This is a genomic window from Streptomyces flavotricini, from assembly GCF_020639365.1.
In the GTDB taxonomy this organism is placed as follows: Bacteria; Actinomycetota; Actinomycetes; order Streptomycetales; family Streptomycetaceae; genus Streptomyces; species Streptomyces flavotricini.
In genome coordinates, this window is record NZ_JAINUL010000001.1 from 7,476,438 (window position 1) to 7,491,061 (window position 14,624).

General features: G+C 73.0%; 10 protein-coding genes. 6 read left to right on the forward strand and 4 right to left on the reverse strand.

Going from position 1 to position 14,624, the window contains the following annotated elements; translation table 11 throughout:
- Positions 1-300 precede the first annotated feature (300 nt).
- The 3 genes from K7B10_RS34235 to K7B10_RS34245 all read left to right on the forward strand — a co-directional run bounded on the left by K7B10_RS34235 (position 301) and on the right by K7B10_RS34245 (position 4,315).
- On the forward strand, positions 301-1,407 hold the full coding sequence (locus K7B10_RS34235) for an NAD(P)H-dependent flavin oxidoreductase (protein WP_229342733.1): 1,107 nt from the start codon (positions 301-303) through the stop codon (positions 1,405-1,407).
- A 14-nt stretch (positions 1,408-1,421) separates the two neighbouring features.
- Positions 1,422-3,008 (forward strand): acyl-CoA synthetase, encoded by a 1,587-nt coding sequence (locus tag K7B10_RS34240; protein WP_229342734.1) that lies wholly within the window; start codon positions 1,422-1,424, stop codon positions 3,006-3,008.
- A gap of 155 nt (positions 3,009-3,163) precedes the next feature.
- Positions 3,164-4,315: a calcium:cation antiporter gene (locus K7B10_RS34245; RefSeq protein ID WP_229342735.1), complete on the forward strand. Its 1,152-nt coding sequence runs from the start codon at positions 3,164-3,166 to the stop codon at positions 4,313-4,315.
- A gap of 49 nt (positions 4,316-4,364) precedes the next feature.
- On the opposite strand, the gene K7B10_RS34250 is transcribed toward K7B10_RS34245, so the two are convergent.
- On the reverse strand, positions 4,365-6,836 hold the full coding sequence (locus K7B10_RS34250) for a penicillin acylase family protein (protein WP_308284660.1): 2,472 nt from the start codon (positions 6,834-6,836) through the stop codon (positions 4,365-4,367).
- Positions 6,837-7,003: 167 nt separating this feature from the next.
- Here K7B10_RS34250 and K7B10_RS34255 point away from each other — a divergent pair, with 167 nt between their 5' ends.
- Positions 7,004-8,536 (forward strand): fatty acyl-CoA synthetase, encoded by a 1,533-nt coding sequence (locus tag K7B10_RS34255; protein ID WP_229342736.1) that lies wholly within the window; start codon positions 7,004-7,006, stop codon positions 8,534-8,536.
- Between the two features lie 102 nt (positions 8,537-8,638).
- On the opposite strand, the gene K7B10_RS34260 is transcribed toward K7B10_RS34255, so the two are convergent.
- On the reverse strand, positions 8,639-9,460 hold the full coding sequence (locus K7B10_RS34260; RefSeq protein WP_229342737.1) for a YhjD/YihY/BrkB family envelope integrity protein: 822 nt from the start codon (positions 9,458-9,460) through the stop codon (positions 8,639-8,641).
- 107 nt (positions 9,461-9,567) lie between these two features.
- The gene (gene paaK / locus K7B10_RS34265; protein WP_229342738.1) at positions 9,568-10,869 is read right to left on the reverse strand and encodes a phenylacetate--CoA ligase PaaK; all 1,302 of its coding nucleotides are present in this window, start codon (positions 10,867-10,869) and stop codon (positions 9,568-9,570) included.
- 129 nt (positions 10,870-10,998) lie between these two features.
- On the opposite strand from paaK, the gene K7B10_RS34270 reads away from it, so the two are divergent.
- Positions 10,999-11,862: an alpha/beta fold hydrolase gene (locus K7B10_RS34270; protein WP_229342739.1), complete on the forward strand. Its 864-nt coding sequence runs from the start codon at positions 10,999-11,001 to the stop codon at positions 11,860-11,862.
- Positions 11,863-11,971: 109 nt separating this feature from the next.
- Here K7B10_RS34270 and K7B10_RS34275 read toward each other — a convergent pair whose 3' ends face one another.
- Positions 11,972-13,603, reverse strand: coding sequence for an acyl-CoA synthetase (locus tag K7B10_RS34275; protein ID WP_229342740.1), 1,632 nt, complete (start codon positions 13,601-13,603; stop codon positions 11,972-11,974).
- 187 nt (positions 13,604-13,790) lie between these two features.
- Between K7B10_RS34275 and K7B10_RS34280 the strand changes: the two genes are divergently transcribed.
- The gene (locus tag K7B10_RS34280; protein ID WP_229342741.1) at positions 13,791-14,591 is read left to right on the forward strand and encodes a crotonase/enoyl-CoA hydratase family protein; all 801 of its coding nucleotides are present in this window, start codon (positions 13,791-13,793) and stop codon (positions 14,589-14,591) included.
- Positions 14,592-14,624: the final 33 nt, after the last annotated feature.

Below are 14,624 nucleotides of genomic sequence, written 5' to 3' on the forward strand. Positions count from 1 at the left end.
TCCGCCCTGCCCGGCAGCCCCGGCTCCGCCCTGCCCGGCAGCCCCGGGCCGTCCCGCCGCGGCCCCGCCGACTCGCGCGGTGCCCGCCGCGGCCGGGTCCGCCGACCTGGTCCGGCTCCCGCGGCGTGTTTTCCCGTCCCCCGTGTGCTCCTCCACCACCGGCCTCCTGTTCGCCGAACCGCCCTCCGGAAGTATCTGCCCGCCGGCGCGGCGGGCCGCGCACCGACCGGCCCGTAAAGAATCTGACGAGTCATCAGAAACCTCTTCCCTCGGCCGCCGGGCTGCGGCATGCTGCCGCCCATGGAGACGGAGCTGAGCAAGAAACTGGGAGTCGAGCACGCCATCTTCGGCTTCACGCCCTTTCCGGCGGTCGCCGCGGCCATCACCCGCGCCGGCGGCTTCGGCGTCCTCGGTGCCGTCCGCTACACCGCCCCCGACGACCTCAAACGCGACCTCGACTGGATGCAGGAGCACACCGACGGCAAGCCGTACGGCCTCGACGTCGTCATGCCGGCCAAGAAGGCCGTCGACGGCGTCAGCGAGGCCGACATCGAGGCGATGATCCCGGCCGCGCACCGCGCCTTCGTCCGCGACACCCTCGCCAAGCACCACGTCCCCGAGCTGGCCGAGGGCGAGGCCTCCGGCTGGCGGATCACGGGCTGGATGGAGCGGGTCGCCCGCAACCAGCTCGACGTCGCCTTCGACTACCCCATCAAACTCCTGGCGAACGCCCTCGGTTCCCCGCCCGCCGACGTCATCGCGCGCGCCCACGACCACGGCGTCCTCGTCGCCGCCCTCGCCGGCAGCGCCAAGCACGCCCGCCGCCACGCCGAGGCCGGCATCGACATCGTCGTCGCCCAGGGCTACGAGGCGGGCGGGCACACCGGCGACATCGCCACGATGGTCCTCGTCCCCGAGATCGCCGAGGCCGTCGCCCCGCTCCCCGTGCTCGCCGCCGGCGGCATCGGCAGCGGCGAGCAGATCGCCGCCGGTCTCGCCCTCGGCGCCCAGGGCGCCTGGCTCGGCTCCCTCTGGCTCACCACCACGGAGGCCGACCTGCACTCCCGCGCCCTCACCGAGAAGCTGCTCGCCGCCGGCTCCGGCGACACCGTCCGCTCCCGCGCCCTCACCGGCAAGCCGGCCCGCCAGCTCCGCACCGAGTGGACCGACGCCTGGGACGACCCGGCCGGCCCCGGCGCGCTCCCGATGCCGCTCCAGGGCCTGCTCGTCGCCGAGGCCGTCTCCCGCATCCAGAAGCACGAGGTCAAGCCGCTGCTCGGCACCCCCGTCGGCCAGATCGTCGGCCGGATGAACTCCGAACGCAGCGTCCAGGCCGTCTTCGACGACCTCACCCGCGGCTTCGAGCGCGCCATCGACCGCATCAACCGCATCGCCGGCCGGGCCTGAGAGGTGTGATCAGCATGAGTGGCACCAGTGAACAGCCCTGGGGGTCCCCCCGGACGAAGTCTGGGGGAGGTTTCTGGGCCCAGGCGGCCGCCGACCCCGGGCGCACCGTACTGATCACCCCCGAGGGGGAGGAGTGGAGCGCCGGCCGGCTGCACGCCGACGTCAACCGCCTCGTCCACGGACTGCGCGCCGCCGGACTGGAACAGGGCGACGTCTTCGCCGTGGTCCTGCCCAACGGAGTCGAGTTCCTCACCGCCTACCTCGCCGCCTCCCAGGCCGGCTTCTACCTGGTCCCGGTCAACCACCACCTCGTCGGCCCGGAGATCGCCTGGATCGTCTCCGACTCCGGCGCCAAGGTCCTCATCGCGCACGAGCGCTTCGCCGAAGCCGCCACCGCCGCGGCCGACGAGGCGGGCCTGCCCGCGAGCCACCGCTACGCCGTCGGAGCGGTCGCGGGGTTCCACCCGTACGACCGGCTCCTCGGCGGACAGCCCGGGACCCCGCCCGAGGGGCGCACCCTCGGCTGGGTCATGAACTACACCTCCGGCACCACGGGTCGCCCGCGCGGCATCCGCCGCCCGCTGCCCGGCAAGCTCCCGGAGGAGACGTACCTCGGCGGCTTCCTCGGCATCTTCGGCATCCGGCCGTTCGACGGCAACGTCCACCTGGTCTGCTCGCCGCTCTACCACACCGCCGTCCTCCAATTCGCGGGCGCCGCCCTGCACATCGGGCACCCGCTGGTCCTGATGGACCGCTGGACCCCGCAGGAGATGCTGCGGCTCATCGACGACCACGCCTGCACGCACACCCACATGGTCCCGACGCAGTTCCACCGGCTCCTCGCGCTGCCGCAGGAGACGAAGGACGCCTACGACGTCTCCTCGATGCGGCACGCGATCCACGGGGCCGCGCCCTGCCCGGACCACGTCAAGCGGGCGATGATCGACTGGTGGGGCACCTGCGTGGAGGAGTACTACGCGGCCAGCGAGGGCGGCGGCGCCTTCGCCACCGCCGAGGACTGGCTGAAGAAGCCGGGAACGGTCGGCAGGGCCTGGCCGATCAGCGAGCTCGCCGTCTTCGACGACGAGGGCAACCGACTGCCTCCCGGCGAACTCGGCACCGTCTACCTGAAGATGAACACCGGCGGCTTCAGCTACCACAAGGACGAGGACAAGACGAAGAAGAACCGCATCGGCGACTTCTTCACGGTGGGCGACCTCGGGCTGATCGACGAGGACGGGTACCTCTTCCTGCGCGACCGCAAGATCGACATGATCATCTCGGGCGGCGTGAACATCTACCCGGCCGAGATCGAGTCCGCCCTGCTCACCCACCCGGCGGTCGCGGACGCCGCCGCCTTCGGGATCCCGCACACCGACTGGGGCGAGGAGGTCAAGGCGGTCGTCGAACCGGCCGAGGGCTTCGTCGCCGGGGACGCACTCGCCGCGGAGATCCTGCACCACTGCGAGCGGCAGCTCGCCGGCTTCAAACGGCCGAAGTCGGTCGACTTCATCGAGACGATGCCGCGCGACCCGAACGGCAAGCTGTACAAGCGGCGGCTGCGCGATCCGTACTGGGAGGGCCGCGAGCGCGCGATGTGAACGCCCCGAGTGGGGTGGACCGGGACCCGAGACCCGTGGCCCGAGCTCCCGGCCCCGGTCCGCCACGCCCGAGAGATCGTGAGAAGTGCCACGTCAGGGCCCCGGACGCGGCCCTTGCGGCGCACTCGGGGGATACTTCTGGCAAGTTGGCTGATATGAGTACGGCTACCCGCAGATTGCCCCTGACCGACTGGACCGTCGTGGTCCCCGTGGTGGCGCTCCTCGCGCTCGTCTTCAGCTGGGGACGCGATCTGCCCGGATTCGCCGTGGCCCTGGTCGCCCTCTGCCTCGGGGGCGCGGTGCTGGCGGCCGTGCACCACGCCGAGGTCGTCGCCCACCGGGTGGGCGAACCGTTCGGCTCGCTCGTCCTGGCCGTCGCCGTCACCGTCATCGAAGTGGCCCTCATCGTCACCCTGATGGCCGACGGCGGCGACAAGACCGCCTCCCTCGCCCGGGACACCGTCTTCGCGGCCGTCATGATCACCTGCAACGGCATCGTCGGCCTGTCGCTGCTCGTGGGCGCGCTGCGCAACCGGGTCGCCGTCTTCAACGCCGAGGGCTCGGGCGCGGCCCTGGCCACCGTGGCCACCCTGGCCGTCCTCAGCCTGGTCCTGCCGACGTTCACCACCAGCAAGCCGGGCCCCGAGTTCTCCACCGCCCAGCTGACCTTCGCCGCCGTCGCCTCACTCGCCTTGTACGGGCTGTTCATCGCCGTCCAGACGGTCCGCCACCGCGACTACTTCCTGCCGGTGGCCACCGGGGCCGGTACGGGGAAGGCGGCCGGGGCCTCCGGCGGCGGCGAGGCGGACGGGGGCGGGGACGGCGACGGGGAACACGCCACGCCGCCCACTTCCCGCGCCGCCCTGGTCAGCCTCGGTCTGCTGCTCGTCGCACTCATCGCCGTCGTCGGCGACGCCAAGGCCGTCTCGCCCACCATCGAGGCGGGCGTCGCCAAAGCCGGCCTGCCCAACGCCGTCGTGGGTGTGATCATCGCCCTGCTGGTACTGGCCCCGGAGACCCTCGCAGCCGTCCGCGCCGCCCGCCGCGACCGCGTCCAGACCAGCCTCAACCTGGCCTACGGCTCCGCGATCGCCAGCATCGGACTGACCATCCCGGCCATCGCCCTCGCCACCATCTGGCTGTCCGGCCCGCTGCTGCTCGGCCTCGGACCGATCCACATGGTGCTGCTCGCCCTGACCGTCGTGGTCAGCGCCCTCACCATCGCGCCCGGCCGGGCCACGCTGCTGCAGGGCGGCGTGCACCTCGTACTGCTGGCCGCGTACCTCTTCCTCGCCGTCAGCCCGTGAGCACCCCCGCGGGGCCGGAACGACCCGGCCCCGCAAGGACCGACGGGGGTCAGCGGCGCTCGCGCGGCCAGACCACCTCCAGCTGCGGCGAGGTGAGGATGTCCCGCTCGCAGAACCGCGAGGTCACCCACCGCTCCTGGGAGAACAGCCGGGTCTGGTCGGCGTAGTGCGGCGAGTTCGGGTTCGACGACTGGCCGTACGTGAGCAGCGTGCGCGCCACGGGGCAGCGGCCGCCGTCCCAGCCGACCGCCTGGATGTGGCTGGAGCCGTGCACGACCTCCGGGTAGCCGCCGGCCGCCGCGTTCCACGGCGCCTCGATCTTGTTCCACACGCCGAGCGCCTCGGTGCCGCCCGGCACCGGCAGCCTCTGCCCGCCGCGCACCACGAACTGGTGCTCGCCGAGCGGCGCGTCCGGCGCGATGCCGGCCGCCCCGAGCTCCGCGACGGTGTCCGCGAGGGCTCGTCCGATCCCGGGCGCCGCCTGGTTGAGCGTACGGGGCGTGCGTACGGGGTCGGCCGCCGAGAACGGCACCAGCCACAGGTCCTTGGCCGGCGTGCTCGCGGTCAGCTTGCGCCAGAACCGGTCGAAGAACAGCGCGCCGCGGCTGCCGGTGTCGGCGCTGCGGTCCCAGCCCGCCAGCACCGCGCAGGCCCCCGAGACGTCCACCGGCCGGCCGTCGCTCGCGGTCGCCACGCCGCCGGGCAGCGCGGCGCAGGCCTTCGCCGCGTCGGCCGCCGCCAGGTCACCGGCCGGCACCCGGTTGGCGAACTGCTGCTTCTGCAGGTCCGCCACGGTCAGCCCGCCCCTGGTGGCCATCGCGGAGACGTCCTCCACCGCCCCCCGGGTGCGCAGCGAACGCGGGGTGGCGAGGGTCCCCCAGATCCGCTCGTAGCCGGTCACCGGTGTCTCGGCATTGGCCAGCCAGGCGCTGTCGTTCGAGTTCTCGGCGTACGGGGCGTCGCGCAGCGTCGGCGCCTTCCCCGGGCCGAACACCCCGGGCTGCACCGCGTCCGGGTCCGAGCCGAGCGCGCAGTCGCCCCGCGCGCCGTCGAGCACCGCGAGCCCGGACGCCGGGTACGTGGCCCTGCCGAGCGGGGTGGAGCAGCGGGCGGCGAGCTCGTCGGTGATCCGGGGGAGCACCTGGGACTGGGTGAACAGGGTCCCGCCGGCCGAGTCCGCGGCGATCGTGTTGACCCAGGGCAGGCCCTGCGTCCGCTTCAGCGCGTCCTGGATCCCGGCGACGGAGCGCGCCCTGCCGATGGCGAGGGCGGTGTCGGAGCCCCGCAGGTTGGCCGCGTTCGGGTCGTTCAGCGCGTACGCCGTACCGGCCGTCCAGGGCAGTGGCAGGCCCGGGCCGAGGCCGGTGACCACGGGCCCGTACCGGGTCCACCACTGGGTCCGCGTGACGGGGGAGCCGCCGCCCGCCACCTGGACGCTGACCTGGCGCCGCGTCATCTTCTCCGGCTTGCCGTCGACCAGGTAGGCGGTCGGGTCGGCCGGGTCCAGCGTGAGCTGGTGCAGGTTGACGGGGGTGCCGGTGGCCACGGTGTGGCTCCAGGCCACCTTCTCGTTGAAGCCGATGTTCACCACGGGGGTGCCGAGCAGGGAGCCGCCTGAGACGTTCAGCTCGCCGGGTATGGTCTGCTGCGACTGCCAGAACCTGCGGCCGCCCTGCCAGGGGTAGTGCGGGTTCCCGAGCAGCAGGCCGTGGCCGTTCGCGGTGGTGGAGCCGCCGAAGGCCACCGCGTTGGAGCCCATGTCGTAGCGCCCCGTGTCGAAGAAGGCCCGCGCCGCCTCGGCGGCGGCCGCCGGGTCGGTGGTCGGGCTGGTGGTCGGGCCGGCCGGGTCGGCGGCGAGGGAGGCCGCCCGGGCCGGCGGCTGCGCCGCGGCGATGTCGTCGACGGCGCGCCCTTGCCCCCCGATCACCGAGACGGCGAAGGCGCGGGCGGCCACGTCGACGGCGCTGACCGGGCGCACCCAGGCGGCGCCCTTGCAGGCCGGGTCGGTGATCTTGTTCTGGGCCAGCCAGGCGTTGTACCCGGCGGCCCAGCCGCGCATCAGTTCCTTGAGGTCCCGGGTGGGGCCGGCCGGGGCGGGCGCGGCGAGCAGCTTCTCGACGGTGCCGGCCTCCCGGACCCCCTTGAAGTACAGGTCACTGGTGAGGTTCTTGCTCGCGGAGGAGAGCGAGCCGTCGGTCGCCGCGTCGGCCCCGAACCAGCGCGAGCGCTCGCCGGCCACGGTCACGAAACCGTCGGCGAGCACGCAGGCCTGGTCGGCGGCCTGGGCCCAGCCGGTGCCGAAGCCGAGGTGCGCGTAGTCCTGGGCCAGGATGTGCGGGATGCCGTTCTCGGTGTACCGGATGACGGCCGACAGGCCGCCGCCGGAGGGCCCGCGATCGGCGCCGGAGGCCGTGGCCGAGGCCTGCGGTGCCGCCGCGGTGACCGCGAGCAGGGCGGCGCCGAGGAGCGCGGCGCGCCTGAGGAGCGGACGGGTGCGTCCGGGTCCGTCGAACGAGTGCAACGTGCCTCCCAAGTAGCCTGCGGATGAGCTGGGTTGCCCGTGGTACAGGCGGTGCTGGCGTGCCCCCACACTCATGCAGTCCGCTTGACGATCTGTCAACATCCCGTTTGGTATCCCGGTTGTCGGGGTTATTGACCTCCGGCGTACGCGAAGACGAGGATCGCGCCATGACGGCAGCGCGGGCGGTGCGGCAGAACACGGTCGACGGGCTGGTGCGCGACAGCGCGCTGCGGGTCCCGGACCGGCAGGCCGTCCGCTACCGCGAACGGACGTGGACGTACGCGGAGCTCGACGCCGCCGTCTCCACCGGCGCCGCCGTCCTGCGGGAGCGGTACGGGCTGGCCGACGGCGACCGGGTGGCGACCTTCGCCCACAACTCGGACGCCTATCTCATCGCCTTCCTCGCCTGCGCCCGCGCCGGGCTGACGCACGTCCCGGTGAACCAGAACCTCACCGGCGAGGACCTCGCGTACATCCTGGGCGACTGCACGAGCGCGCTGGTCCTCGCCGACCCGGACCTGGCGGCGCGGGTCCCCGAGGGGCATGCCGTACGGCCGCTGCGCGACGCGCCCGGCTCCTTCCTGGCGGAGCTCGCCGAACCGCTGCCGTTCGTACCGGACCGCGACCCGTACGCCGTGGTGCAGTTGCTCTACACCTCGGGGACCACCGCGCTGCCCAAGGGCGCGATGATGACGCACAAGGCCCTGGTCCACGAGTACGAGAGCGCGATCGAGGCGCTGGACCTGTCCGGGGCGGACCGGCCGGTGCACTCGCTGCCGCTCTACCACTCGGCGCAGATGCACGTCTTCCTGCTGCCCTACCTGGCCGTGGGCGCGCGGAACACGATCCTGGACGCGCCCGTCGCCGAGGAGGTCTTCGCCCTGGTGGAGGCGGGTCTGGCGGACAGCCTGTTCGCGCCGCCCACGGTGTGGATCGGGCTCGCGAACCACCCGGACTTCGGTCGGCGCGAGCTGGGCGCGCTGCGCAAGGCCTACTACGGGGCCTCGATCATGCCGGTGCCCGTGCTGGAGCGGCTGCGGGCCCGGCTGCCCGGGCTCGGCTTCTACAACTGTTTCGGGCAGAGCGAGATCGGCCCGCTGGCCACGGTGCTGGGACCGGACGAGCACGAGGGGCGGATGGACTCCTGCGGGCGGCCGGTCCGCCACGTCGAGGCGAAGGTCGTCGACGAGGACGGCGCTCAGGTGCCGGACGGCACGGCGGGAGAGGTGGTGTACCGCTCGCCCCAGCTCTGTCTGGGGTACTGGAACGACCCCGAGGCGACGAAGAAGGCCTTCCGGGACGGTTGGTTCCGCTCCGGGGACCTCGCGGTGCGGGACGCGGAGGGCTACTTCACGGTCGTCGACCGGGTGAAGGACGTCATCAACTCGGGCGGAGTGCTGGTGGCCTCCCGGCAGGTCGAGGACGTGCTGTACGCCCACCCGGGGGTCGCCGAGGCGGCGGTGGTGGGCCTGCCCGACGAGCGGTGGATCGAGGCGGTCACGGCGGTCGTGGTGCCGCGAGGGGAGGTGACGGAGGCGGAGCTGCTGGTCCACGCGCGCGAGAGGCTGGCCCACTTCAAGGCCCCGAAGCGGGTGCTGTTCGTGGACGCCCTCCCGCGCAACGCCAGCGGCAAGATCCTCAAGCGGGAACTCCGGGACCGCTTCGGGCAGGCGGACTGCCAAGGCCGCCAGGACCGGTAGGCCTGCCAGGGGCCCCGGACCTGCCAGGACCGGCCAGGATCGGCAGGACCGGCAGGACCGGTCAGGACCGCCCGGGAAGGCCGGGCCCGGCCGGCAGGGGCCTCACACGTCCGGCAGGCCGGTGTCCCGCAGGCGGCGGGCGGTGAGGTGTTCGTGGGCCAGGCGCCCGACCAGGGCGCCGCCGTAGACCACGAAGCCGACGCCGACCAGCCAGGACTGGACGACCAGCAGCGTGCCGAAGGGGCCGTACGTGACGGCGTTGGAGGCGATCAGCGGGGAGAACACCAGCTGGGAGAAGACCCGCAGGCCGAGCAGGCCGAGGCTGGTCGCCACCGCCCCCGGCAGCAGGGCTCGCCAGCGGACCCGGCCGCCGAGCAGCAGCCGCTGGGAGCCCCAGAAGAAGAGGATGGTGCCGACCAGGTCGCCGGTGGTGCCCAGGACCGTGCCGACGGCGTCGTTCGACGGCGCGGGGATCTCGACGAGCAGCCCGAGGTAGCAGACCAGCAGGGCCAGCCAGACGACGTGCCGCCACATGGTGTGCCAGCGCGCGGTGGGCAGGTCCCAGACCTTCTCGTAGCCGGTCTGCACGGCCGAGCCGAAGGTCAGGCCGAAGACGGCGAGGGCCGCGAGTCCGAACGCGGTGGTCCGCTCGAGCGCCAGGTCGGCCGCGCCGAACAGCATCTCGACCCGGGCCCGCGAGGACTCGGTGACCCCGAGGGCCTGGCCGAGCCAGCGTCCGAAGCCCGAGCCGCTGCCGGGGGCGGCGGCCGCGACGACGACCAGCAGCGGCACCAGGGTCAGGAAGCCGAGGGCGGCGAAGCCCATGGCCCGGTGCATGAGCTCCATCTCCCGCCCCCGGCTCCACGCCAGCCCGGCCGGGGAGGCCTGGAGCCGGTCGTGGAGCTGGCGGAAGATCGAGGTCACGCCTCATGGACTACCCGGACGGACCCGTCGGCTCTCGGAGGCTCCCCCGAAGTAGGCCCGAAGGGGTGGTTCCACGGCGCCGCCCACCGCCGCCCACCGCCTCCCGCCTACCGCGGCTCGCGCAGGTCCATCAGCCGCTTGATCTTGCCCACCGACCGCTCCAGCGTCTCCGGATCGACCACCTCGACCGCCACGGAGACCCCGATGCCGTCCTTGACCGCGCGGACCACGGCGGCGGCCGCGGACTCCCGCTGGGCGGAATCCGCCTCGCGGCGCGCCTCCACCCGCACGGTCAGCGAGTCCATCCGGCCCTCCCGGGTCAGCCGCAGCTGGAAGTGCGGGGCCAGAGCGGGCGTGCGGAGCAGGATCTCCTCGATCTGCGTCGGGTAGAGGTTGACCCCGCGCAGGATGATCATGTCGTCGCTGCGGCCGGTCACCTTCTCCATCCGCCGGAACGCCGGACGGGCCGTGCCGGGCAGCAGCCGGGTCAGGTCCCGTGTCCGGTACCGGATGATCGGCATGGCCTCCTTGGTCAGCGAGGTGAACACCAGCTCCCCCGACGCACCCTCCGGCAGCACCTCGCCGGTGAACGGGTCCACGACCTCCGGATAGAAGTGGTCCTCCCAGATGTGCAGGCCGTCCTTGGTCTCGACGCATTCCTGGGCCACGCCCGGGCCCATCACCTCGGACAGGCCGTAGATGTCCACCGCGTCGATGTCGAGCCGCCGCTCGATCTCCCTGCGCATCTCCTCGGTCCACGGCTCCGCGCCGAATATCCCCGTACGCAGCGAGGTGCCGCGCGGGTCGATCCCCTGGCGCTCCATCTCGTCCAGCAGCGTGAGCATGTACGAGGGCGTCACCATGATGACCTCCGGCCGGAAGTCCTGGATCAGCCGGACCTGCCGGTCGGTCATGCCGCCGGACGCGGGGACGACCGTACAGCCGAGCCGCTCCGCGCCGTAGTGCGCGCCGAGGCCGCCGGTGAACAGGCCGTACCCGTAGGCGACGTGCACCATCTGGCCAGGTCTGCCGCCCGCCGCCCGGATGGACCGGGCCACCACGTCCGCCCAGGTGGAGAGGTCCCCGTCGGTGTACCCGACGACGGTGGGGCGGCCGGTGGTGCCGCTGGACGCGTGGATGCGGCGGACCTCGGAACGCGGCACGGCGAACATGCCGAAGGGGTACTGGTCGCGCAGGTCGGCCTTGGTGGTGAAGGGGAAGAGGGCGAGATCGGCGAGGGAGCGGCAGTCGTCGGGGTGCACACCGGCCTTGTCGAAGGCCTGCCGGTAGTGCGGCACGCGCTCGTAGGCACGGCTCAAGGTGGCGCGCAGCCGCCGCAGCTGGAGCGCGGCCAGCTCGTCACCGCTGAGCCGCTCGCCGTCGTCGTGGACATCCGCATGCGCCGTCATGCCGTCACCCCATCTTGAACCGTGAACCGGATCCCTATTCGAGTCAGCCGACCGATCATTCGGTAGATTGCCCCAGCCCGGCGGCTAAATCAATGACTCGAACGAGTGATCGCATGATGGGATGGGCCCATGTCGATCTTCACCGCTCACGACGGAACCGAACTCGCCTACCACGTCCGAGGCGAGGGGGAGCCGCTCGTCTGCCTCCCCGGCGGTGCCATGCGGGCCTCCGCCTACCTGGGCGACCTCGGCGGGCTCACCGCCGGCCGCCGGCTGGTCCTCCTCGACCTGCGGGGCACGGGCGACTCGGCCGTCCCGGCCGACGAGTCCACGTACCGGGTCGACCGCCAGGTCGCCGACGTCGAGGCGCTGCGGATCCACCTCGGCCTGGAGCGCATGGACGTACTGGCCCACTCCGCCGCCGGCAACCTCGCCCAGCTCTACGCGGCCGCGCACCCCGACCGGCTGCGCCGCCTGGCCCTGATCACCCCGACCTGCTGGGCCGTGGGCCTCGACTCCACCCCGGAGCGGCGCCTGGAGGTGGTCCGGAAGAGGGCGGGCGGCGAGCCGTACGACACGGCCATCGCCGCGTACGAGCGGATCCTCTGCATCCTGGAGGCCGGCGGCACCCCCACCCCGGCGCACTGGCGCGAGACGATGCCGCTCGCCTACGGGCGCTGGGACGATGAGGTGCGCGCCCACGTCGACGCGAGCGGCCGCGAGAAGAACGCGGCGGCGGGCGCCGTCTTCGCGGGCCCCGGCGCCTTCGACCCGCCCGCCACCCGGGCCGCCCTGCGGCGCGTGGCGGGCGAGGTGCTGGTGCTGGCGGGGGAGCTGGACAGCAACCCCACGGCCGGGCTCGCCGCCGAACTCGCGGGGCTCTTCCCTCGGGGCGTGGCCGACGTCCAGCCGGGCGGCGCGCACTTCCCGTGGCTGGACGATCCGCGGTGGTTCGCGACGCGCGTGGAGCGCTTCCTGGCCACCGGAGCCTGACCGGCGGGCGGGGCGGCTGCGGCCGGGCCGGCCGCCCGGACCGCCCGGCGGCGGGCGGGACCCGCGCGGACCCCGCCCGCCGCCCACCGTCCGCCGCGATCGCGCGCGGTCAGTGCCCCGCGTCCGCCTCCGTCGCCACCGACTTCGCCCAGCGGTAGTCGGCCTTGCCGCTCGGCGAGCGCTGGATGGCCGGCGTCACCACCAGCTGGCGCGGGATCTTGTACCCCGCCAGCCTGGTCCGGCAGTGCCGCTGTATCTCGTCCAGGGTGGGCTCCGGAGCGCCCGCCCGCAGCTGCACCACCGCCGCCACGTGACTGCCCCACGTGGCGTCCGGCACCCCGGCGACCAGGGCGTCGTACACGTCCGGATGGGACTTCAGCGCCTGCTCCACCTCCTCCGGATAGACCTTCTCGCCGCCGGTGTTGATGCACTGCGAGCCGCGCCCGAGGACCGTGACGATGCCCTCCTCGTCCACCGTCGCCATGTCACCGAGCAGCACCCACCGCTCGGATCCCTTCCGGAAGAAGGTCTCGGCGGTCTTCGCCGCGTCGTTGTAGTAGCCGAGCGGTACGTGGCCGCGCTGCGCGAGCCGCCCCGGTACGCCCACCGGCACCGGCTCGTGCGTCACCGGGTCGACCACCTGCGTACGGTCGTTGACCACGAGGCGGAAGCCCTTCTCGGGGCCGGAGTCATCGGCCGCCCGGCCGTTCGACCCGGACTCCGAGGAACCGAAGTTGTTCAGCAGCATCACGTGCGGCACGAGCAGTTGGAACTCGGCCCGCACCGTCTCCGACATGATCGCCCCGGAGGAGGAGACGCTGAACAGCGAAGACAGGTCGGTCCCCTTGAGCGGCCCCTTCAGGGCGTCGATGAGCGGCCGGAGCATCGCGTCGCCCACCAGCGAGACGCTCGACACCTTCTCCTTCTCGATCGTACGGAGCACCTCCTCCGGCGCGTACTTGCGGTGGATGACCACCCTCTGGCCGTAGTTGAAGGCGATGAACGAGGTCAGGGTCGAGGTGCCGTGCATCAGCGGGGGCGCGGGGAAGAAGGTCAGCCCGGCGCCCTTCGACGCGACCCGTTCGGCGAGCTCCTCGGGCCGCTTCACCGGCTCGCCCGAGGGTTCGCCGCCGAACAGCCCCGCGAAGAACAGGTCCTCCGCACGCCACATGACGCCCTTGGGCATGCCGGTGGTGCCGCCCGTGTAGATGATGAACAGGTCGTCGGGGGAGCGGGGCGGGAAACCGCGCCCGGGTGAGCCGGCCGCCTCGGCGTCCGCGTACGCGACCGGCGCGATCGAGGGCTCCGGGGCGCCCTCGGGGGCGGCGCCGACGCGGATCAGGTGGCGCAGCCCCGTCGTCTGCGGGAGGGCGGCGGCCACGCGCCCGGTGAACTCGCCCTCGAAGACGAGCGCGGCGAGGTCGGCGTCGTTGTAGAGGTAGACCAGCTCCTCCTCCACGTAACGGTAGTTGACGTTCACCGGTACGAGGCGCGCCTTGAGGCAGGCCAGGACGGTCTGGAGGTACTCGATGCCGTTGTAGAGGTGCAGTCCCAGGTGCTCGCCGGCCCTCAAGCCGCTGTCCAGCAGGTGGTGCGCGATGCGGTTCGCCGCGGCGTCCAGCTCCGCGTACGTGAGGCGGCGCTCGGCGCCGGTGCCGGGGTGGTCCACGTACACAAGGGCCTCGCGGTCCGGGACCACGTCGACGACCGACTCGAACAGGTCGGCAAGGTTGTACTCCACCGTTCCTCCTCACCCCCGAGGTTTCCCGTTGCCGGGCCGTGGCTGCGGCCCGCGGCGGTCATTAGAGCGCCGCTCAGCCCAAGTGGGAAGGGCGCGATCCAAGAAAACTGACTGGGTGTCAGAAAACTCTTGAACTGCACCCGGCCCTCCTGCAACCTGTTCTAGGTCTTGAGACGGGAGGACGGCAATGGGTGGGACGGAACACCTGACCGTGGAGCGCCACGGAGCCACGCTGGTGCTCACCATGAACCGGCCGGAGGCGAAGAACGCGCTTTCGCTGCCGCTGCTGGTGGGGCTGTACGACGGCTGGCTGGAGGCGGACGCCGACGACACGATCCGCTCCGTGGTCCTCACCGGCGCGGGCGGGGACTTCTGCGCCGGGATGGACCTCAAGGCCCTGGCCGGGAAGGGGATGGCGGGCGATCAGTACCGGGACCGGCTGAAGGCCGACCCCGACCTGCACTGGAAGGCGATGCTCCGCCACCACCGGCCGCGCAAGCCCGTGATCGCGGCGGTGGAGGGGTACTGCGTGGCCGGGGGGACCGAGATCCTCCAGGGCACGGACATCCGCGTCGCGGGCGCGGGTGCCACGTTCGGACTGTTCGAGGTCAGGCGGGGCCTGTTCCCGATCGGCGGCTCGACGGTACGGCTGCCCCGGCAGATCCCGCGCACGCACGCCCTGGAGATGCTGCTGACCGGCCGGCCGTACTCGGCGGACGAGGCGGCCCGGATCGGGCTGGTCGGGCAGGTCGTACCCGAGGGGACCGCCCTGGCCAAGGCGCTGGAGATCGCCGAGCAGGTCAACGCGTGCGGTCCGCTGGCCGTCGAGGCCGTGAAGGCCTCGGTCTACGAGACCGCCGAGCTGACGGAGACGGAGGGCCTGGCCTCCGAGCTGCTGCGGGGCTGGCCGGTCTTCGACACCGCGGACGCCAAGGAGGGGGCGCGGGCCTTCGCCGAGAAGCGGCCCGCGGTGTACCGGCGCGAGTAGCCGCACCCGGCCCGCGGCACATCGCCGCCCGGA

Excerpts from the sequence above, each read along its gene's own strand:
- K7B10_RS34235 (WP_229342733.1), top strand. The coding sequence starts at position 301 with ATGGAGACGGAGCTGAGCAAGAAACTGGGAGTCGAGCACGCCATCTTC.
- K7B10_RS34240 (WP_229342734.1), top strand. The coding sequence starts at position 1,422 with ATGAGTGGCACCAGTGAACAGCCCTGGGGGTCCCCCCGGACGAAGTCT.
- K7B10_RS34245 (WP_229342735.1), top strand. The coding sequence starts at position 3,164 with ATGAGTACGGCTACCCGCAGATTGCCCCTGACCGACTGGACCGTCGTG.
- K7B10_RS34255 (WP_229342736.1), top strand. The coding sequence starts at position 7,004 with ATGACGGCAGCGCGGGCGGTGCGGCAGAACACGGTCGACGGGCTGGTG.
- paaK (WP_229342738.1), bottom strand. The coding sequence starts at position 10,869 with ATGACGGCGCATGCGGATGTCCACGACGACGGCGAGCGGCTCAGCGGT.
- K7B10_RS34270 (WP_229342739.1), top strand. The coding sequence starts at position 10,999 with ATGTCGATCTTCACCGCTCACGACGGAACCGAACTCGCCTACCACGTC.
- K7B10_RS34280 (WP_229342741.1), top strand. The coding sequence starts at position 13,791 with ATGGGTGGGACGGAACACCTGACCGTGGAGCGCCACGGAGCCACGCTG.